Below are 19,974 nucleotides of genomic sequence, written 5' to 3' on the forward strand. Positions count from 1 at the left end.
CGGGTGGTGAAATTATAACTACGGATAACCGGACATCCGCGTGTCTGCGTAGTACGCTCGTCACCGCTTCGGGGTAGCCATTCGGGGATGTCGCGCGGGCGACCGTGCGCCCCCGCCGCCACTGGCCCACGTGGGCCCACACCGGTCCGAGTGATCGAGGTGCATCGTCACGCGGATGCGGGTAGTGGCTGCCGTATGGAGGATGCGCCCAGAGGTCTGCGAGAGAGTCTGAAACGGGTTGCTGTGACCCTCAAGGAGGCGAACATCCCGTTCGCCCTTGGTGGGAGCTACGCGTGTTGGGCGCGCGGCGGGCCCGAACCGGTTCACGATGTCGATTTCATGCTGCGGGAAGAAGATGTCCCGCGAGCGGTCGAGGTACTGGCCGCTTCGGGACTTCGTTCGGTGGATCCGCCGGAGGACTGGCTGACCAAGGTGTTCGACGGAGAGGTGCTCGTCGATCTGATCCATCATCCGGTCGGTCGCGCGGTCACCACCGCGATGCTGGAACGCTCCCGGGAGATGTCGGTCGACTCGGTGCGTATGCCCGTCCTGGATGCCACGGACTGGTTCGAGATGACCCTGCTCGCGCTCGAGGAGCGCTACTGCGACCTTGCCCGGGTACTTCCAATGATCCGGGCGATGCGTGAACAGGTCGACTGGGACCAGGTACGCCGATCCACCGCGGCCTCCCCGTTCGCGGAGGCCGCCCTGCTTGTGGCCACCCGCCTCAACCTCATTCCCGCGGACACCACCGGCAATACCGCGGCGCCCCCCGGGAGATCGCCGTTGTGGTCGGTGCGCACGGAGCACCCCACCCAGCCGGACCAGTCGGCCACCTCGAGCCGGCCAGCCACCTCGGGACGGCGGGACGGGCTGGGGCGGCGGGACGGCTTGGGGTCGCGGGACGGCCTGGGGCGGCGGGACAGTCTGGGGCGGCGGGACAGTCTGGGACGGCGGGATGGCCTGGGACGGCGGGATGGCCTGGGGTCGCCGACGTCCGTTGTCGCCGCAGCACACGTGGACGACGCCGACGAGTACCTGGCCGGCGAGCTCCACGAACTGCTCGCCGAGGATCCCCGGGTCGCGGAACTCGGGCTTGAGGTGTCCGTCCGGGAAGGGGCGGTTCTGGTGGCCGGCGAGGTCGCCACCGAAACTCGCCGCCGCGCGGTCACCGAGGTGCTGCGCGAGGCGGCCGCGGGCCGCCCGGTGCGCAACGAGGTCACCGTGACCGACAGCCGAACCCAGGCCACCCCCTCGGGTGCGGGCACGGGGCAGGACGCGACCGACGCCGAGACCGCGGAGATCATCTCATGATTCGGATCGCCGCCGTCGGCGACATTCATCTTGGTACGGACAGCGGTGGGACCTTCGCGCCGGTGGTGCGTGAGCTGGCGGGACAGGCCGATGTGCTGCTGCTGGCCGGCGACCTGACCCAGCACGGCCGGGTCGCCGAGGCCAGGGTGGTGGCCGCGGAGGTCGCGGCGGCGGAGCTCCCCGTGGTCGCCGTACTGGGCAATCACGACTACCACGACGACGCCGAGGAGGAGATCACCCGCATTCTCGTCGATGCCGGCGTGATCGTGCTTGAAGGCGCCGGCACCGTTCTCGATATCGCCGGCACCCGCCTCGGGGTCGCCGGTGTCAAGGGATTCGGTGGCGGGTTCGCCGGCGCCAGCTGCTCGGAGTTCGGCGAGCCGTTGATGAAGGCCTTTGTGCGCCACAGCAGAGAGGTGGCAGCAGGCCTGGGGACAGCCTTCGGAGACCTGACCTGCGATATCCGGGTGGCATTGACCCATTACGCCCCGATCCCGGACACGTTGATCGGGGAGCGGGCGGAGATCTATCCCTTTCTGGGGAGCTACCATCTCGCCGAGGTCATCGATGCCGCTGGCGCGGACCTCGCCCTGCACGGTCACGCACATGCCGGATCCGAACGTGGTTCGACGGCGGGCGGAGTACCCGTCCGTAATGTGGCGAGACCGGTGATCGGTAAATCCGTTGCCCGATACGAGATCGCCCATGGCGGGCACGCCGACCAGGATGCGCAGACGCCACCGCCGTCCCGTGTTCCGGCCATCGAGGCGGACTCCCGCGCACTGTCGTGACGTTCGCCGAAACCATCAATGGCCGAGCGGACGTATGCGGAAGGTGGCGACAACTCCGGACGAACGATGTCCCGATACCCCGATCGAGGGGGTCTGACAGAGGGGGCATCGTGTGACCCGTCCGGGGGGTGCGGCATGGCCGTGATGGCCCAGGTCATGATCGATGGCGGCTCGAACGGGCCGCCCGGATGGGCCGCCGTCGACGCTACGGGGCCACCCGATTGGAGGTGACCCGGCCGCGCTCGACGATGGCCGTCCGCATGGCCCGTTCGGGTCCCACGGCCACACCAAATGATCATTTCGGTGGCGGTGGTGCGTGGGGGGCGGTTGGCTCTCACCGTGGGTAGCGAACGGTTGGGAGCCTGAACGGGGGAATCGAGCCGGGTGGTGGCCTGTGCGGTGCCGCGCCGGAGCCGTCCCGCGGCGGAGGTCATCCTGTGAAGTGTCTGTGCGGCAGCGCTATCGGGTCGTCGGTGAGGCTGTGGGCGGGGTCATGAAACTGGTTGCATGACTGTGGCACTGATGGGGCACGAACCAGCCATGGGACACACCGTGCTGGATCGACAGTCACGCACCGCTGCGGGTCGCGGCGTCCTGCCGCGACCGAATGCTCCTGCTGGCCGGCCCGCCCAGTCGGCCGCCCCCGCCGCCGAACGGGCTCCCGGCGCGATCGGGCGTCCGGCGCCGGCCGGCAACCGAGGATCGTCGGGCAGGGCGCGCGCGGCCGAGGACACCACGCGTGTTCAGCCGTATCCCGAGGTCGGGGCGGGCACGCGGCCGGCGGAGCCGATCAGCCTGCGCCGGCTGCTGAGCTGGGGACTGGCCGTGAGCGCCGTGCTGCTGCTGTTGTTCTCGCTGATGGGTGGCTTCGGCGCGTTGGCGTTCGGGGCGATCGCCGCGCTGTGGGCACTCGCGGTGGGATGGGTCATCGTGTTCGGTCCGCCGACCGCGGCCACCGTGCCGCAGCGGCGCGTTCTGGTTCAGCGTGCCCGCACCGCCCTGGATGGCTGGACGCTGGGACGCCGCTGACCGCCCGCGGCGCGGGAGGGGGCAGGGTTTCCCGGGCTTCGGAGAAGGCCGGGTCTCAGGGGCGTGACCTGCTGCGATGTGGGGTAGGAGCAGGTCGTGGGCAGGCCAGGACGTAGCGATGACGAGCAGTGGCCCGGTTCGGATGCCCTGCTACGGACGCTGGTGTCCGGCCTGTCGCAGGAAGAGCAGGACGAGACGCTACGGCTCCTGCGTCGGCGTCTGGCGGAGGATCGGGCGGCGGCGACCGGTGGGCAGCGGGATCGTCAGGTCGACGTCGGCCCTCGGAGCCGGGTAGCGCGCGGCGGCACTCCCAGCGGCCAGTGACCAGGCGCTGCGGCGTTGGTCAGCCGCAGCAGCCGCCTCCGCAGCAGGAGCCGCCGGATGACGGCGCGGCCGCCATCGCGGCGGCGGAGGCCGACGAGGACGCCGACGCGCCACGGCCGACCGCGACGGCGGAGAAGACGCGGGACGTCTGCGCGTGACCGGCGGGGCAGAGCACACCGTCCGGTGCGGGTTCGGTCATGCTCCGACGGACCTCGAACGAGGTGTCGCACTCCCGGCAGCGGTAGTCGTAGGCAGGCACGCTCTCAGGGTATGGGGCGCGCGGCCCGGATGCCCGCGCACCGCCCGAATCAGCGGGGGAGATCGTCGTCTTTGTTTCCATCCGGGCACAGCTTGGCGGGATGCCCGCGCGACGGGCACGGTCGTCGTACCCTGCTGGCTATGGAGCCGCCGGTGGGGCCGCGGGTGGTCGCCGAGATAGTGCGTGGGCTGCGCGGAGGCGAGCCGTTCGTCGAGAGCGTGCATCACGGCACGGTGGTGGGGCTGGCACGCGACGGCTCGGTCGCGCTGCGTGTCGGTGAGCCCGATGAGCCGATGTTCCCACGCTCCGCCGTCAAGCCACTTCAAGCGGTGGCGATGCTGCGGGCAGGGCTCGACGGCATGTTCCTCAGCCGCGACATTCCGGATGACCTGCTGGCCATCGTGTCGAGTTCGCACAGCGGGCAGGGCCCTCATCTCGTGCGGGTCCTGGAGATCCTCTCGGTGGCCGGGGTCCCGGTCGACGCGCTGCGCTGCCCTCCTGACCTGCCGTTGGGGGAGGCTGCGATGCGGGCCCATCTGCGTTCCGGGGGTGGCGCCGAGCCGATCCTGATGAACTGCTCCGGCAAACACGCCGGGATGATCGCCTGCTGCGTGGCCGCGGGCTGGTCGATCGACGACTACACCGATCCGGATCATCCCCTGCAACGGATCATCCGGGAGACGGTGGAGGAACTGATCGAGGAGCCGATCGCCGGCGCCACGGTCGATGGCTGCGGTGCCCCCCTGTTCGCGATCTCCCTCACCGGTCTCGCCCGCGGCCTGCAGACGATGGTTCTCGCCGAGCCCGGCTCGCCACAACGCCGAGTCATCGACGCGATGCGGGCCTACCCCGAGCTCATCGGTGGTTCCGGCTCCACCGACACCGACCTGATGCGCGCCGTTCCCGGCCTGCTGGCGAAGAACGGCGCCGAGGGCGTCACGATCGCCGCGACGGCGAGCGGTCACACCGTGGCGGTCAAGATCGCCGACGGTGCGGGCCGGGCGGGCGTCCCGGTGGCGCTGGCCGCGCTCGGGCGACTGGGCGCGCTGCCCGCCGCGAACGCCCCCGGTGCCCCCTCCATCGACCTCGCGCAACTGGCCGTCCTCGGCGCCCCGACCATCCTGGGCGGCGGCCAGCCCGTCGGCTCCCTACGCGTGCGCCTCCCCGCCTGACCGCAGCCCCGCAGCTTGGCCTTGGCCGGCCCCGCAGCTTGGCCAGCCCCACAGTCGGAGCCGGCCGCCCCGCCGTCAGGATCGGCGTCGGGGTGGCGGCTGGGACGGCCTCGGGCCGGCTGACTGGTCAGGACGGTGGCGCGGCCGCCCGGCGACGGTGACGGCGATCGGCGGGATGATCGCGGCCACCGCCAGCATGGCCATGGCGGCCGGCACCGAGTACAGACGGACGAACGCGCCCCCGGTGACGAACAGGGTCAGGGCGATTCCCATCAGGATCAGGTAGCGCCGTCGCACGACCGGATCGGCCCCGGCCAACAGCGCACCAGCCGGCGGCGCGGCCATCCCGGACGCCCGCGGGGTCGACGTCCCCGAAGCGGCGGTTCCCGGCGATCCCCCCGGTGCTCCTGGTGCCGCTGGTGTTCCCGGCGCGCCTGGTCTGGGACGGGGGGACCGGGGGCCGGGGGTGGGTGCCCGGGGTCCGGTGGCGAGCCGCAGGTCGTAGCGGCGGCGGCGGTCGGGGTCGGCCAGGATGTCGTAGGCGATCCGGACCTGGGCGAAGGCCGCGGGCTGGCCGCCGGCATCGGGATGGGTACGCCGTGCCGCGGCGCGGTAGGCATGACGGATCTGCTCGGCGCTGGCACTGGGTGCGACCCCCAGCACCTCGTAGAGTGACGGTTGCGCGGCCATGCGGCGCCTCCCTGGCCGTCCGCCGATGGAGCCCCGCGGGATCTCACGCGGTGTGGCTGCGCGGACGCGACCCACCTCCACAGTATGAGCGGACGGTCGAAGCTGCATCGACCCGGCGAACGGGTCGATGCACTCCGAGCGGTCAGGCATGGCGATCCGCGGCTTCGGCGCTTAAGGTGATGCCCCGCGCACTTTGCGGTATGACGTACCGCGCGGCGCGAGGGCGGCTGCGTCGGCGGGAGACCGTCCGACGGCAATCATGGGATGGGGACGATGGGGCGGGCCACGGAGATCGTCGATCGGGTGGGGTCGCTGGTAGGGGAGGACGTCACTGACCGGCTGACGGTGACCGGGCCGGCGGACGTGCTCCCGAGCGTGTACGAGGTGACGACGTTCGCGGCCACGACGGTGGCGGCGGCGGGGGTCGGCGCCGGGCGGCTGCTGTCGGCCCGCACCGGCGAGGGACCTCCGCCGGTCGTGGTCGACACCCGGCATGCCGCGGCGGCGTTCGGCAGCGAGCGGCATCTGCGGCTGGACGGACGGCCCGCACCGTCGGTGTGGGAGCCGATCTCCGGGTACTACCAGACCAGCGATGACCGGTGGATTCAGCTGCACTGCAATTTCTCGCATCATCGCGACGGTGTGCTGGACCTGCTCGGTGTCCCGAACGAGCGGGACGCGGTCGCCCGGGTGATCCGTCGGATCGACGCCGCCTCGCTCGAGACGGAACTACAGGCCATGGGCCTGTGCGCGACGATGGCCCGGACGGAGGCCGAATGGTCGTGTCATCCGCAGGCCGAAGCGACCGCGACCCAGCCGGTGCTGGCGGTCGAACGCCTCGACGACAGCGCGCCGCAGCCGCTGGCCCCGACCGAGACGCCGGCGGCCGGGGTGCGGGTGCTTGACCTCACCCGGGTCATCGCCGGACCGGTCGCGGGGCGCACGCTCGCCGCCTATGGTGCGGATGTGCTGCGTGTCGGCGCCGCGCACCTGCCGGAGGTGCAGACGCTGCTGGTCGACACCGGGTTCGGCAAGCGCAACACCTTCCTCAACCTCCGGGTGGCCGCGGACGCCCGACGGCTGCGGGAACTGATCGCCTCGGCGGACGTGCTGATCCAGGCCTACCGGCCGCGGGCGCTGGACCGGCTCGGTTTCGGCCCGGCCGCCGTCGCGCGGCTGCGTCCCGGCATCGTGTACGCGACGATCAGCGCCTACGGGCACACGGGTCCGTGGAGTGGGCTGCGGGGCTTCGACAGTCTGGTGCAGACCGCGTCCGGGATGGTGCTGGCCGGCGCGGCCGGGCGGGACGAGCCGGACCCGGTGCCGCTGCCCGTGCAGGCACTTGATCACGGGGCGGGCTATCTCACGGCGTACGGCATCCTCGACGCGCTCGCCCGCCGGGCCCGCGAGGGCGGCAGCTGGCATGTGCGGGTGTCGCTGGCCCGTACCGGACGGATGCTGACCGACCTCGGTCACCATGACACGCGGGCGGTGCCACCCCTGGCCGCGGCCGACCTCGAGCCGTACCAGGACACCTACATGAGCGAGTTCGGCGAGCTGACCTACATCCGTCCGCCGGGCACGGTCGCCGGGGTCGCGCCGCGCTGGACCCGTCCACCCGCCCGGCTCGGCACCAGCGCGCCGACCTGGTCCCTGCGCCACTGAGGGGCAGCCGCGGTCCGAATCGGTGCTGGATGCGGCTGGGTCGAGGTTTTGCCGCCGTCCAGACGCGTGCGTCGGGGCGATTTCATCGCATTGATTCGTAGGAATCATTGAGTTGTGAAATAGCTCGCAAGATGAACAGCGGCGCGCCTAGGTGGCGCGATTGTGTACTCGGTGTAACAACCTGCTGGGCTACTTTCGGGGGATCCACCCGGAGGACTAGGTTGCCGCCATCTCGGGCGGAGCGTTCGCGACGGTCGGTCGACAGGGTTGGGTCGGGCGGCGTTCCCGTGCGATGCGGTGCAGGTAACCGGGCGCCGCCGCCGTATGGATGGTGGCGTGTCCCGGTGCCGAGCACCGGTCGCGCCGGGGGTAGCTGGCAGCGTGACGGGGGCGGCAGCGGAGTCGCAACCGATGTACCGGAGGAGGATATGCATGGGTAGGCGCCCGATTCTGGGAGCGATCGCCCTGGCCACAGCGGTGACACTGTCCGCCGCGGCCTGTGGGAGTAGCGGGGACGACACGTCCTCGAGTGGCAAGAAGACGATCACCATCGGCTTCCAGGGCGTGCTTTCGGGCGACAACCAGCAGCTTGGTCTGAACGCGCTGTACGGGGTCAAGACGGCGATCGCGGAGGTCAACGCCGACGCGAGCTACCCGTTCGAGTTGAAGCTGGTCGAGTCCGACGACGCCGGTTCGCCCGACCAGGGCCCGACGGCGGCCCAGAAGCTGATCGACGACAAGAAGGTCGTCGCGGTGGTCGGGCCGATGTTCTCCGGCGCGACCAAGGCCAGCGAACCGGCCTATTCGCAGGCCGGTCTGCTGTCGGTGAGCCCGTCGGCGACCAACCCGGCACTGACGACGCTCGGTTTCACGTCGTTCTACCGGGTCATCGCACCGGACACCGTGCAGGGCAAGGCCGCCGCGGACTACCTCGCCGATGTGCTGAAGGCCAAGAAGGTCTACTCGCTCGACGACAAGAGCGAGTACGGCACCGGTCTGTCGGGCGCGCTCGAGCCCGAGCTCAAGGCCAAGGGCATCGAGGTCATCCACGACGGCATCAACCCGACCAAGGACTACCAGTCCGAGGCCACCAAGATCATCGCTGCCGGGCCGGACGTCCTGTACTACTCCGGCTACTACGCCGAGCTCGCCCTGCTCACCAAGGCGCTCAAGGACAAGGGCTTCACCGGCAAGATCGCCAGCGGTGACGGTTCGAACGACCCGCAGTACGTCGCGCAGGCCGGCGCCACCGCGGCCGAGGGCGTCTACCTGACCTGCCCCTGTGGCGACGCGAACTCCGACCCGAAGGCGGCGGCGTTCGTCGAGTCCTTCAAGAAGGTCAACAACGGCGCGAAGCCGGGCACCTACTCCGGTGAGGCGTACGACGCGACGAAGGCCCTGGCCACGGTCTTCAAGCAGCTCGGCGACGACGTGAACCGCGAGTCGGTCCTGAAGGCCTTCCCCGGGGTCAACTACGAGGGCATCACCAAGACCGTCTCCTTCGAGTCCAACGGCGAGGTCAAGGGCTCGAACGTGTACGTGTACCAGGTGAAGAACGGCGCGATCACGGTCCTCGGCAACATCGCGGATCTGATCAGGGCCTGATTCGGTTCTGATCCCGACGGTGGCCCGGGCGCCCGCTGGCGTCCCGGGCCACCGTCGGGTTACATGCCCTACCGAGACGTGCCGGATCGAGATGTGCCGGATCGAGACGCGACGAACGAGGCGTAACGCATGGGTTTCTTCGACCAGTTCTGGCAACTGACCATTGACGGTCTGATGGTCGGATCGCTGTACGCGGTCATCGCGCTCGGCTACACGCTGGTGTACGGCGTGCTCCAGCTGATCAACTTCGCCCACAGCGAGGTGTTCATGCTCGGTTCCTTCGGCGGGCTGTTCGCCGCCCGGGCACTGCTGCCCGACGGCGGGGTGCCGGGCGGCTTCCAGTCGGTGTACCTGGTCGCGGTCGGGCTCGCCGTCGGCGCGTTGTGCGGGGCGCTGGCCGCCTTCACCCTCGAACGGGTCGCCTACCGGCCGTTGCGGCGCCGTTCGGCACCCCGGCTCGCCTATCTGATCAGTGCGATCGGCGCGTCCCTGTTCGCGGTGAACCTCGCCGGCAAGGAGTTCGGCCGCCAGAACGTCGACCTGCCCGACCTGTTCCACAACGACACCGTCTTCACGCTCTTCGGCGCCGATGTCTCCACCCAGTCGCTGGTCATCTTCGCGGTCGCCATCGCGATGCTCGTCGGCCTCGACCGACTCGTCGCCGGCACCCGCCTCGGCCAGGGCATCCGGGCCGTCGCCCAGGACGCCGACACCGCCGTGCTGATGGGCGTCAACGTCGAGCGCATCATCATCGTCACCTTCGTCGTCGGCGGACTCCTCGCCGGCGCCGGCGGTTTTCTCTACGCGATGACGTTCAACGCGTCGTACAGCATGGGCTTCGTCCCCGGGGTGAAGGCGTTCACCGCCGCCGTTCTCGGTGGGATCGGCAACGTCCGCGGCGCGATGCTCGGCGGTCTGCTGCTCGGCCTGGTCGAAAGCTACGGTGGTTACCTGTTCCAGGCGTCGTACAAGGACGTCATCGCCTTCCTCGTGCTGGTGGCGATCCTGATGATCCGGCCGTCCGGTCTGCTCGGCGAGCGTCTGGGACGGGCGGCATGACCGGCCCGAACGTGCCCGGCCAGCCAGCGCCGCGCTCGTCCTCGTCCACGTCCACGCGGGAGGGGCGGGAGGGGTCGGGTGGGCCGCGGCGGGTGCGGCCGTCGTGGCATCCGGCGGGGTTGCGTTCGCCGGCACGACTGCGTCAACTCGGCGTTCTGGTACTGCTCGGGCTGCTCGCCGCGGTCGTGACCGGGCCGACCGGTAACTCCGACCATCCGCTGCGGGCCGCCTGGGATTCGATCGCCGACCCGCGGATCGTCCTGTTTCTCGTGATCGCCGTCGTGGTGTGGCTGGTCGTGGCGCTTGGCGGGCAGCTGCGGACGCTGGCCGTGCGGTGGGCGACGCCGGTGCGCGAGCCGGTGGGCGCCGCCTACGGCCGCCGCGGCGGGCCGATCGCGCTGAACCTCGCCCTGCTCGCTGTCGCGATCATCGCCCCGATGCTGTTCTCCACCGCGGCCCAGCAGTGGATGGTCGACGGCGTCGGCATCTACGCGCTGCTCGCGCTCGGCCTGAACGTCGTCGTCGGCTACGCCGGCCTGCTCGACCTCGGCTACATCGCGTTCTTCGCGATCGGCGCGTACACCACGGCCTATTTCACCTCGCAGACCGCGATGCCCTGGCATGCCCCGTTCACGCTCAACCCGTTCTTCGTCTTCCCGATCGCACTCCTGCTCGCCGCGCTCGCCGGCGTCGTTCTCGGCGCGCCGACACTGCGGCTGCGCGGTGACTATCTCGCGATCGTCACACTCGGCTTCGGTGAGATCATCCATCTGGTCGCGAACAACGCCGATGGCGTCACCAACGGTGCCCGTGGCGCGTTCGGTGTCCCGCACCTGTCGATCCACCTGCTCGGGATCGACTACACCTGGGGCATCGATCCGTTGCCGTACTACTACCTGCTGCTGGCCATCATCGTGATCGTGATGATCGCCTTCGGTCGGTTGGAACGCTCCCGGATCGGCCGATCATGGGCGGCCATCCGCGAGGACGAGATCGCCGCCGAGGCGACCGGTGTGGCGACGCTGCAGCTGAAACTGCTCGCCTTCGCCATCGGCGCGTCGGTGTCGGGGTTCGCCGGGGTGCTGTTCGCGTCCAAACAGTTCTTCAATCCGCAGAGCTTCAGCCTGCAGGCCTCCTTCTTCATCGTCGCGGTGGTCATCTTCGGCGGGATGGGTTCACGCCTGGGCGTGGTCGTCGGCGCGGTCGTGCTCCAGGGGCTTGCCTTCTACCTGCGGGACCTGGTGGCGCCCGCGGACCGCTACATCTACTTCGGGGCTGTCATCGTGACCATGATGATCTTCCGTCCGCAGGGGTTGGTGCCGTCCCGGCGCCGTCGCCGCGAGATCGAACTGTCCGAGGCCGGGGTCGGCGCCGCCGATGCCCTCGGCGCCGCGCCGACCGGAGCCCGGCCATGAGCCGCCGCGCCGGTTCGCACCGCGCCAGCACGCACCGCGCCAGCGCGCGCGGCGGCGGGGCCGCGGCTGTACCGGGGGCGCGGCAGCCGTCCATGATGGAGAACGTGGGTGGCGATCCGGGGGACCTCGTCGTCGAGGCCCGCGACCTGTCGCTGCGCTTCGGCGGCGTGACCAGCCTGGACGGCGTCTCGCTGCGGCAGCGGCGCGGGGAGATCCTCGCCGTCATCGGGCCGAACGGAGCCGGTAAGACCTCCCTGTTCAACTGCCTGACCGGCGCGTACCGGCCGCAGGAGGGCTCGGTGACCTTCTGGCCGCGGCCCGGGCAGAGCACCGAACTCCTCGGCCGTCGCCCGCATGCCATCACCCGGCTCGGGGTCGCCCGCACCTTCCAGAACATCCGCCTGTTTCCCGCGCTGTCCGCGTTGGAGAACGTGCAGATCGGCACCGAGGTGCGCCAGAAGTACGGCCCGTTGTCCGTCGTGCTCGGCCTTCCACACGCCCGGCGAGCCGAACGCGACGGTGTCCGCCGGGCCGCGGACCTGCTCGACCTCGTCGGCCTGGCCCACCGCACCCACGAACAGGCCGCCTCCCTGCCCTACGGCGAGCAGCGCCGCCTCGAGATCGCCCGCGCGCTCGGCACCGACCCGCGCCTGCTCCTGCTGGACGAACCCGCCGCCGGCACCAACCCGGTGGAGAAGCGCGACCTCGCCGCCCTCGTCACCCGCATCGCCGCGACCGGCGTCTCCGTCCTGCTGATCGAACACGACATGGGTCTGGTGATGTCGCTGGCCACCACCGTGGCCGTGCTCAACTTCGGCCGGATGATCGCCTACGGCTCGCCGTCCGAGGTGCAACGTGACCCGGCGGTGATCGAGGCCTATCTCGGCGCCGACTCGGGCACCGGTCCCGGTCCCGGTCCCGGCCCGGGTGCCGGTGGCGCCGGCAATCGCAAGGAGCTGGGCTGATGCTGCTGTCGCTGACCGACGTCGAGGTCGCCTACGGGGCGGTCACCGCCCTGCGCGGCCTGAGCCTCGAGGTGGACGAGGGCGAGATCGTCACCCTGCTGGGCGCGAACGGCGCCGGCAAGACCACCACCCTGCGCACCATCTCCGGTCTGCTGCGTCCCCGCGCCGGCGAGCTCCGCCTGGACGGCCGTCCCCTGTCGACCATCCCCGCGCACGACCTGGTGGCACTCGGCGTCAGCCACGTCCCCGAAGGACGCCGCGTCTTCCCCAGCATGAGCGTGCGGGAGAACCTGCTGATGGGCGCCTACCGCGACCGTCGGCACACCCGCGAGGACCTCGACCGGGTGTTCGCGCTGTTCCCGCGTCTGTCCGAACGCATCGGCCAGGCCGGCGGCACCCTGTCCGGTGGCGAGCAGCAGATGCTCGCGATCGGTCGCGCCCTGATGAGCCGCCCACGTCTGGTCCTGCTCGACGAACCGTCGATGGGCCTCGCCCCCATGGTCGTCCAGACCATCTTCGAGGTCATCGCCGAGATCAACCACGACGGCGTAGCCGTCCTGCTCGTCGAACAGAACGCCGCCTCGGCCCTGCGTATCGCCGGACGCGGCTACGTCCTGGAAACCGGCGAGGTCGTCCTCTCCGGCACCTCCGCCAGCCTGCTCTCCGACGACCGTGTTCGCCAGGCCTACCTGGGCGAGGACCTCACCCCCACCCCCTGACGCCCCCGCGGCGAAGGTCGGATCTCCCGGATCGGACGGGTGGCCACGGTCGTGCCGGTGCCGGTGCCGGTGCCGGTGCCGGTGGCAGTGGCAGTGGCAGTGGGGGTGGGGGTGGGGGTGGCAGCCGGGGTCCAGTCACGGCCGTCGCGGGAGTCGGTGCCGAAGCGGATCCCGGCGACGATCAGGGCGGTGAGCAGGGCGAGGATCGCGTAGGTCATGGTCCTGAGGATCAGGATCGGCGGACGTGCAGTCCATCTGTTTTTTGTGGGATAGACCGTTAAGCTGAGCTACATGATCGATGTTCGGCGGCTGCGGCTGCTGCGGGAGCTCGACAACCGGGGGACGATTGTCGCGACCGCGCAGGCGTTGCATCTGACCCCGTCAGCGGTCAGCCAGCAGCTGGCGGCGCTCGCGAAGGAGACGGGGGTGCGGCTGCTCGATCCGGCGGGGCGGCGGGTGCGACTCACACCGGCGGCGCAGGTGCTGCTGGAACATGCCGACATTCTGTTCGCGCAGCTCGAGCGGGCCGAGGCTGATCTCGCGGCGTTCGACGAGGGCCGGGTGGGGTCGGTGGCGATTTCGGCCTTCACGACGGCGATCTCCGGGATCGTCGCGCCGGCGCTGCTCGCGCTGCGGGAAAGCCGGCCGCGGCTGCGACTGTCGGTGACGGATGTGCCCGAGCCGGACTGTTTCGATCAGCTGCTCGACGGTGAGCTGGATGTGGCCATCGGCATCACTCATGCCGGGGCCCGGTCGCTGGATACACGGTTGTTGCAGATTCCGCTGGTGGACGATCCACTCGAGGTGGCCCTGCCGGTGGGGCATCCGTATGCGTCGGCACCGGAGGTTCCCCTGGAAGCGCTGCGGGCGGATGAGTTCGTTGTCAGTCGTCCGGGTACCGCGTGTCGGGAGGTGGCGCACGCCGCCTGCGCGGCGGCCGGTTTCGTCCCGCGAGTTCGACATAATGCGGACGACTTCGTCGCCGTCCTTACCCTGATTGCCGCGGGGTGCGGGATCAGCCTTGTTCCGCGGCTTGCCGGGCTGTCCTCCACCCCGCAGGTGGTGCTGCGTCCCCTCGCGGGTGCGACACCGATCCGGCCGATCTTCGCAGCCGTCCGCCGCGGTTCCCAGCAGGCCCCGCATCTGTCCGCCGTCCTCGCCGCCCTGGTCGCCGCCGCCCGTTCTCCCGACGCCGGTCCGGTGCCCGCATAGCTCCACAGAGATGCCGCGGTGTCCGGAAGCAGTGGGTGCGCCGTCCCGCGAGGACGTTGGACTGTACGGCCTCAACGTCGTGGTGGCCTCAACGTCGAGGTGGCCTTGATGTCGTGAGCGGGCATGCTGCCGGTCCGGTGGCTCGGGCAACAAGATGGTTCTGTCGTGGTCCGTGGATCGCAGGCCGCTGACCAAGGATAGGATGAGTGGGTGCTGACCAGGCTCGAGGTAGACGGGTTCAAGAACCTTCTGGGCCTGACGGTCGATTTTGGGCCGTACACCTGTATCGTTGGCCCGAATGCGGTCGGAAAGTCGAACATCTTTGATGCCATCGAATTTCTTTCGCTCCTGGCTGATCATCAGTTTCTCGAGGCTGCGCAAAAACTGCGATCGGTCGGGTCGCATGGCGGCGACCCGAGGTCTCTTTTCTGGAACCTGGGAGTCGGCGAATCTGCGGCAATGAAAATTGCCGTGGAGATGATTGTTCCACAGAATATAGAAGACGATTTTGGCCAATCTGAGTCACCGACCACATCTTTTCTTCGATACGAGGTTGAGCTCTCCTATCGGCCGACAGAAAATGGTCGAACAAGCTCGGGTGGAATATCGCTGGTGCGCGAGGAGCTGCGGCATATCAAGCTCGGCGACGCTGCCCAAAGGCTACGCTGGCCGCACAGCAAGAAGAACTTTCGTGATCGTACGGTATTTGGGCGACGTTCCGGATCTGCCTATATCTCGACCGAGATGGTCGATGGAGTGGGTACGGTCAAGGTCCACGCGGACGGTGGCAGTCGTGGCCAGCCACGCACCTCTCCTGTGGCCAGGGCGCCGCGGACGATCGTGAGTACCACAACTACCAGCGATCATCCCACGATACTCGCCGCGCGCCGTGAGATGCAGCAGTGGCGAATGCTGGCGCTAGAGCCTTCCGCCATGCGCTCGCCAGATCTGCTGACCGATTCTTCGCATATTCTGGCGAATGGTGCCCATCTCGCCTCCGCGCTTAATCGGCTTGCGGCGCACAACTCGGACAACGTCTATGCCTCAGTCGCCTCTGCCGCGGCGGCACTCACCGACGTTCGAGACGTCGTGGTCGACTTTGATCCGCGCCGTGAGCTACTGACGCTGAATGCCCAGCTCGGATCGGGGCCACTGCTACCCGCCCGGGCCCTTTCGGATGGAACTCTGCGTTTTTTGGCACTCTGTATCATCGCGCAGGATCCATCCTTCTCGGGGCTCCTGTGCATGGAGGAGCCGGAGAACGGCATCCATCCCGGTAGGGTGGAAGCGATGGTCAACCTGGTGCGAGACCTGGCGGTCGACCCCTTCTTCCAGCCAGGTGACGAAAATCCCCTCAGGCAGGTTGTCGTTAATACTCACTCACCATTCTATGTGCAGTACCAGAACGATGACGACATCATTCTTGCGGTTCCGGCCTCCCTGCTGCGAGACAAGCGTCCCGCCCTGACCGTACGGCTCGTACCGCTGGCTGATTCATGGCGAGCTCGTAGCGGAATTCCCTCGGTCGGTAGAGGTGCGATCGCCGAGTACCTGGAGCCGCGGCCCAACGGCCAGCTCACACTTGATCTTGATCGGGTCGGCTGATGTCAGGGCTGAGCACAATAAATTTCGTCTTCTTCCGTGAAGGCACTTCGGACGAAGGAATTCTCCCTCATCTGCGTGATCTTCTAGTGCGCGCCGGTGCACCTGAGGCACAAGGAACGGTTCGCCCTGAGCGTCCGCCCGTGACTCGCCAGCTCGCGGCGGTAGCGGCAGAGGCTGACCGACCGAACATGATCTTTGTTCACCGTGACGCGGACCGAGAAGGCCCCACCGCGCGCCGCACCGAAATAGCAGTGGCCGCAGCGGAGAACAGTGTGCTGGAACCGGTCGTTCCCGTCATTCCTGTCCGGCACCTGGAGGCTTGGCTACTGCTGAGCGAAGGCGAGATCCGCCGCGCTGTCGGGCGGCCCAGGGGGTCGGTTCCGCTGTCTTTGCCCAGCCTGCGGGAAATAGAAGAGAAAGACTGCAAGACCATCCTTCGGCGCGCGCTGGTGGAGGCTGGAGAAACCTCGGGTCGTCGACGTCAGAAGGCGTCTACAGACGCGGCCTTCAGTGCGTACCGGAAAGTTCTTCTTGAACGGCTCGACATCGATGGGCCGGTGCGTGAGCTGCCGTCATGGCGCGCGCTCGAGGCCGACATCAGGACTGCCGTTTCTCGCCTGATGTCGGCCTGATCCGAGGGTGGCTGAGCGCGTCCATCCGGCTGGTCACAGGGGAGAGCGGATGCCGTGACTCTGCAGGGCGCCGCGGGCGAGGGCGAGGGCGGCGGGTGAGGAGCCGATGTTGTCCTGGTCCATGAAACTGAAGGCGAACAGGCCGGCGGCGCTGAGCTGGCGGACCTCGTCACCGGTCAGCAGCACCTGCATGTCGGACTGCCAGGCGCTCTGCGACTCGGACTTGTAGTGGGCCAGCATGACGGGGCCGAACCTGCCGAGGGCGGCGGTCATGCTCTGGACGTCGGGGGCGCTGGGATCGCCACCCATCGCCTGGAAGCTCTGGAAGTCCGAGGCCCGCATCACGTCGGCGAAATAGGGCAGCAGGGATTTGCCGCCGCCGATGAGCGGATCGTCCCAGCGCTCCTGCCAACCACCCCAGCCCAGCGACACCCGGGCGTTCGGCGCCCCGGCGTGGAAGATCTGCATGGCGGCGAGGTACTGGTCCTTGAGAGTCAGGTAGTAGTTGGTCGTCTCGGCGCTGGCCGCCCAGGCATTGGTCTGGCAGGGGTAGGTCTGGAACTCGGTGAACAGCGTGACGTACAGGGCCGGACCGTTCGCGGTGCCGGCGAAGATCGAGGCGAGTTCGCGGGCGTCCGAGAGGAAGGCGCTCGACAGCGGGTACTCGCGGCCGCAGGCCTGACCGTGCGCGGTGGAGAAGGTGCCGGTCGAGCCGGTGCCGTCCAGCCAGACGATGAGATGAACACCGTGGCCCGAGCGGTACACCTGGGGAATCAGATCGAGCTTCCACTTGCGCAGGAAGCCGAGGTCGTTCGGGCCGTTGAACCAGGTGCTGTAGAAGTCGAGATCGCCGGCCAGCGGCGAGGACTGGGCGCTGTCGAGGCCTGGGCCCAGCCCGAACCGGAGCTTTCCCGCCGGTGTGGCCGGTACCGGGCGAATACTGTCCGAGAGGGCCTTCCGCTGGGCGTCGGTCGCGGCGGGAAGGCCGGTCATCCCGTGTTCCGACGTGCGCTTGTCGCCACCAAGCCCGCCCGTCAGATGACCGACGAGCACGACCGCGACGGCTGTTACCGCCAGCAGCGCAATGAGGGGTACCGCCAGATGTCGAAACCTCCGGCTACGCATCGAAACATTTCCTCTCGTGACGACCTTCCTATGTGGCGAGACAGTAACTGATCCGATACTTTGCGGAGCTGTATGGGCGGGATGGTCCGACGGGGACGGCGTGTCGCCGTGCCGTCCCCGTCGCGGGGTGGGGCTGTCGGAGGGTCACGTCGAGCCGACCGTGTTGTGTCATCGTTGTCACCTTCGTGGTTGTCCGAGGGTGGTATTCGGTGATCAGGGGGTACGTCCGGCGGCACCATGAACCGTCGTGATCGCACTACGAGACTCCTGGCCACCTGGCTTCGCATCCGGCGCCGTGGCGGCCCGGGCGCGTCCGAGCATGGCGGCGAGGCCGCCGTCGACAACCCGGCTGACCATGTCACCGACGGGGAGCACGCTCCCGGGGGAGCGGGCCGCGGTGCTGGAGAACGCGCTGACAGCGGGGAGCACGCCGCTGGCGGCGGGGCCTTCGCGGATGAAGGGGATGCGGGGGATGGGCAGGACGAGGTCGGTGACCTGATTCGGATGGTGGCCCGGGAGGGGTTCGGCTTCGAGGGGCTGCGGGATGGGCAGCTGGAGGCGATGCGGGCGGTGCTCGCGGGGCGGGACACGCTGTGCGTGCTGCCGACCGGTGGGGGAAAGTCGGCGGTCTACCAGATCCCGGCGCTGGTGCTGGCGGGGCCGGCGGTGGTCGTCTCGCCGCTGATCGCCCTGCAACGGGACCAGGTGCGACGGATCACCGAGCGGATGTCCACGCTGATCGGCCCGACGGAGCCCACGTCGGCCGCGGCGGTGGTGGCGAACTCGGACGCGGGCGCGGCGGCGCGCCGGGCGGCGTTCGACGCGGTTCGGCAGGGGCAGACCGAGTTCCTGTTCCTGGCACCCGAACAGCTGGCGCGCCCCGATGTCCGGGCGGCGCTGCGCGAGGCGAAACCGTCCCTTTTCGTCGTGGACGAGGCGCACTGCGTGGCGTCCTGGGGGCATGGGTTTCGGCCGGACTACCTGCGCCTTGGGCAGGTGATCGAGGAGCTGGGGCATCCGACGGTGGTGGCGCTGACGGCGACCGCCGCGCCACCGGTGCGCCGGGAGATCCGTGAACGGCTGCGGATGCGGGAGTGCGCCGAGGTGGTGAGCGGGTTCGACCGGCCCGAGATCAGCCTGTCGGTGGTGTCGTTCACCAGCGAGGAGGACAAACGGGCGAGCCTCATCGAACGGATCGCCGCCGAGGCGAAGCCGGCCCTGGTCTACGCCGCCACCCGGAGGGCCACCGAGGAACTGGCCGCGGAGGTCAGCGCGCTCGGCCTGACCGCCCACGCCTACCATGCCGGCCTGCGGGCGGCGCGGCGCCGGGAGATCGAGGCGGCGTTCATCGGTGATCGGTGTGACGTGGTCATCGCGACCACGGCGTTCGGGATGGGAATCGACAAGCCGAACGTCCGGACGGTCATTCACGCCGAGGTCGCCGATTCGCTCGATTCCTACTACCAGGAGATCGGACGGGCCGGCCGGGACGGGCAGCCGGCGCTGGCCTGCCTGTTCTACCGACCGCAGGACCTCGGGCTGCGCCGTTTCCAGGCGTCCGGCCAGGTCGACGAGACCGCGCTGCAGCGCGTGGCCGTCCTGCTCGGCCACGCCGAGGAAGCGGTGACGGCGCGTGAACTCGCGCAGGCCGTCCAGTTGCGCGCCCCGACGCTGAGCCGTCTGGTGGACCTGCTCGTGGACGCCGAGGCGGTCGTCGTCCACGATGACGGACGGATCGCCACCCACCCGGATGCCCCCGAACCGCGGGAGGCGGCCCGGCGTGCGCTCGCCGTCGCCGAGAGCCGGGCCGAGATCGACCGCTCGCGGGTCGAGATGATCCGCGCCTACGCCGAGACCCGCACCTGCCGGCGTTCCTTCCTGCTCGCCTACTTCGGCGAGTCGACCGGTCCGTGTGGGAACTGCGACATCTGCGGCGCCGACCGGCCCGGTGGACGAACCGCCTCCGCGCTCGAGGGACGGGCCGTCGATCCACCGGGCAACGACGCCAACGGCGGGGGTGCCAACGGCGGCAACGGCGCCAACGGCGGGGGTGCCAACGGCGAGGCGGAGACGGCGGCCCAGGAGCAGCCGTTTCCAGCGGGCTGCGCGGTGCGGCACGTGGCCTTCGGGGACGGGCAGGTGGTGCGGGTGGAGGGTGACCAGGTCACCGTGCTGTTCGACGGCGCCGGTTACCGCACCCTGTCGGCCGAGACCGTCCAACAGCGATCGCTGCTCGCCCGCGCCTGAAAGCACCGACGACGGGCGGCCCCGGACGGGGTCGCCGGTGGGGGGCGGGTGTCAGGGGGTGCGACCTTCTGGCTACCTTCGCCCGGTCGGCACCCTCGGGCCTGCACCTTGCGGTATCGGCGATTCAACAGTCAGTATCCGTCCTG

At 69.5% G+C, this 19,974-nt stretch carries 19 protein-coding genes; 15 read left to right on the top strand and 4 right to left on the bottom strand.

What is annotated here, in order from left to right; all coding sequences use genetic code 11:
- Window positions 1–243: 243 nt before the first annotated feature.
- The 4 genes from MXD59_RS07550 to MXD59_RS07565 all read left to right on the top strand — a co-directional run bounded on the left by MXD59_RS07550 (window position 244) and on the right by MXD59_RS07565 (window position 3,458).
- Window positions 244–1,314, top strand: a complete 1,071-nt coding sequence (locus MXD59_RS07550; RefSeq protein ID WP_308301666.1) for a BON domain-containing protein — start codon at window positions 244–246, stop codon at window positions 1,312–1,314.
- Window positions 1,311–2,105, top strand: a complete 795-nt coding sequence (locus MXD59_RS07555) for a metallophosphoesterase family protein (RefSeq protein ID WP_248824043.1) — start codon at window positions 1,311–1,313, stop codon at window positions 2,103–2,105. The genes MXD59_RS07550 and MXD59_RS07555 overlap by 4 nt, the downstream gene beginning before the upstream one ends.
- Window positions 2,106–2,645: 540 nt before the next feature.
- The gene (locus MXD59_RS07560; RefSeq protein ID WP_248824044.1) at window positions 2,646–3,134 is read left to right on the top strand and encodes a hypothetical protein; all 489 of its coding nucleotides are present in this window, start codon (window positions 2,646–2,648) and stop codon (window positions 3,132–3,134) included.
- Window positions 3,135–3,230: 96 nt separating this feature from the next.
- A complete protein-coding gene (locus MXD59_RS07565) occupies window positions 3,231–3,458 on the top strand; it encodes a hypothetical protein (protein WP_248824045.1) in 228 nt (75 codons plus the stop codon).
- Window positions 3,459–3,477: 19 nt separating this feature from the next.
- On the opposite strand, the gene MXD59_RS07570 is transcribed toward MXD59_RS07565, so the two are convergent.
- Window positions 3,478–3,717: an FmdB family zinc ribbon protein gene (locus MXD59_RS07570; protein ID WP_248824046.1), complete on the bottom strand. Its 240-nt coding sequence runs from the start codon at window positions 3,715–3,717 to the stop codon at window positions 3,478–3,480.
- 140 nt (window positions 3,718–3,857) lie between these two features.
- Between MXD59_RS07570 and MXD59_RS07575 the strand changes: the two genes are divergently transcribed.
- Complete coding sequence (locus MXD59_RS07575) at window positions 3,858–4,889, top strand: asparaginase (RefSeq protein ID WP_248824047.1); 1,032 nt, start codon at window positions 3,858–3,860, stop codon at window positions 4,887–4,889.
- A gap of 75 nt (window positions 4,890–4,964) precedes the next feature.
- Here MXD59_RS07575 and MXD59_RS07580 read toward each other — a convergent pair whose 3' ends face one another.
- Complete coding sequence (locus tag MXD59_RS07580; protein ID WP_248824048.1) at window positions 4,965–5,579, bottom strand: DnaJ domain-containing protein; 615 nt, start codon at window positions 5,577–5,579, stop codon at window positions 4,965–4,967.
- Between the two features lie 273 nt (window positions 5,580–5,852).
- Here MXD59_RS07580 and MXD59_RS07585 point away from each other — a divergent pair, with 273 nt between their 5' ends.
- From MXD59_RS07585 to MXD59_RS07610, 6 genes are all read left to right on the top strand, one after another.
- Window positions 5,853–7,244 carry a CoA transferase gene (locus MXD59_RS07585; protein ID WP_248824049.1) on the top strand — a complete coding sequence of 464 codons (1,392 nt, stop codon included), beginning with the start codon at window positions 5,853–5,855 and terminating at the stop codon, window positions 7,242–7,244.
- A gap of 432 nt (window positions 7,245–7,676) precedes the next feature.
- Complete coding sequence (locus MXD59_RS07590; RefSeq protein WP_248815663.1) at window positions 7,677–8,849, top strand: branched-chain amino acid ABC transporter substrate-binding protein; 1,173 nt, start codon at window positions 7,677–7,679, stop codon at window positions 8,847–8,849.
- A 129-nt stretch (window positions 8,850–8,978) separates the two neighbouring features.
- Window positions 8,979–9,908: a branched-chain amino acid ABC transporter permease gene (locus MXD59_RS07595; protein ID WP_163549865.1), complete on the top strand. Its 930-nt coding sequence runs from the start codon at window positions 8,979–8,981 to the stop codon at window positions 9,906–9,908.
- Window positions 9,905–11,323: a branched-chain amino acid ABC transporter permease gene (locus tag MXD59_RS07600; protein ID WP_248824050.1), complete on the top strand. Its 1,419-nt coding sequence runs from the start codon at window positions 9,905–9,907 to the stop codon at window positions 11,321–11,323. The genes MXD59_RS07595 and MXD59_RS07600 overlap by 4 nt, the downstream gene beginning before the upstream one ends.
- A 95-nt stretch (window positions 11,324–11,418) precedes the next feature.
- Window positions 11,419–12,288: an ABC transporter ATP-binding protein gene (locus MXD59_RS07605; protein ID WP_248824086.1), complete on the top strand. Its 870-nt coding sequence runs from the start codon at window positions 11,419–11,421 to the stop codon at window positions 12,286–12,288.
- Window positions 12,288–13,007 carry an ABC transporter ATP-binding protein gene (locus MXD59_RS07610; protein ID WP_248824051.1) on the top strand — a complete coding sequence of 240 codons (720 nt, stop codon included), beginning with the start codon at window positions 12,288–12,290 and terminating at the stop codon, window positions 13,005–13,007. Before MXD59_RS07605 ends, MXD59_RS07610 begins: the two co-directional genes overlap by 1 nt.
- On the opposite strand, the gene MXD59_RS07615 is transcribed toward MXD59_RS07610, so the two are convergent.
- Window positions 12,974–13,225, bottom strand: coding sequence for a hypothetical protein (locus MXD59_RS07615; protein ID WP_248824052.1), 252 nt, complete (start codon window positions 13,223–13,225; stop codon window positions 12,974–12,976). The two genes, MXD59_RS07610 and MXD59_RS07615, sit on opposite strands and share 34 nt — an antisense overlap.
- Window positions 13,226–13,298: 73 nt before the next feature.
- On the opposite strand from MXD59_RS07615, the gene MXD59_RS07620 reads away from it, so the two are divergent.
- The 3 genes from MXD59_RS07620 (at window position 13,299) to MXD59_RS07630 (ending at window position 16,456) form a co-directional block, all read left to right on the top strand.
- On the top strand, window positions 13,299–14,219 hold the full coding sequence (locus MXD59_RS07620) for a LysR family transcriptional regulator (RefSeq protein ID WP_248824053.1): 921 nt from the start codon (window positions 13,299–13,301) through the stop codon (window positions 14,217–14,219).
- A gap of 210 nt (window positions 14,220–14,429) precedes the next feature.
- Window positions 14,430–15,824, top strand: coding sequence for an AAA family ATPase (locus MXD59_RS07625; RefSeq protein ID WP_248824054.1), 1,395 nt, complete (start codon window positions 14,430–14,432; stop codon window positions 15,822–15,824).
- A 140-nt stretch (window positions 15,825–15,964) separates the two neighbouring features.
- Window positions 15,965–16,456: a hypothetical protein gene (locus MXD59_RS07630; protein WP_248824055.1), complete on the top strand. Its 492-nt coding sequence runs from the start codon at window positions 15,965–15,967 to the stop codon at window positions 16,454–16,456.
- Window positions 16,457–16,489: 33 nt separating this feature from the next.
- Here the strand turns inward: MXD59_RS07630 and MXD59_RS07635 are convergent, their stop codons facing one another.
- On the bottom strand, window positions 16,490–17,581 hold the full coding sequence (locus MXD59_RS07635; protein ID WP_248824056.1) for a hypothetical protein: 1,092 nt from the start codon (window positions 17,579–17,581) through the stop codon (window positions 16,490–16,492).
- Between the two features lie 237 nt (window positions 17,582–17,818).
- On the opposite strand from MXD59_RS07635, the gene MXD59_RS07640 reads away from it, so the two are divergent.
- Complete coding sequence (locus MXD59_RS07640) at window positions 17,819–19,828, top strand: RecQ family ATP-dependent DNA helicase (protein ID WP_248824057.1); 2,010 nt, start codon at window positions 17,819–17,821, stop codon at window positions 19,826–19,828.
- Window positions 19,829–19,974: the final 146 nt, after the last annotated feature.

Source organism: Frankia umida (genome assembly GCF_023242945.1).
Classification (GTDB): Bacteria; Actinomycetota; Actinomycetes; order Frankiales; family Frankiaceae; genus Frankia; species Frankia umida.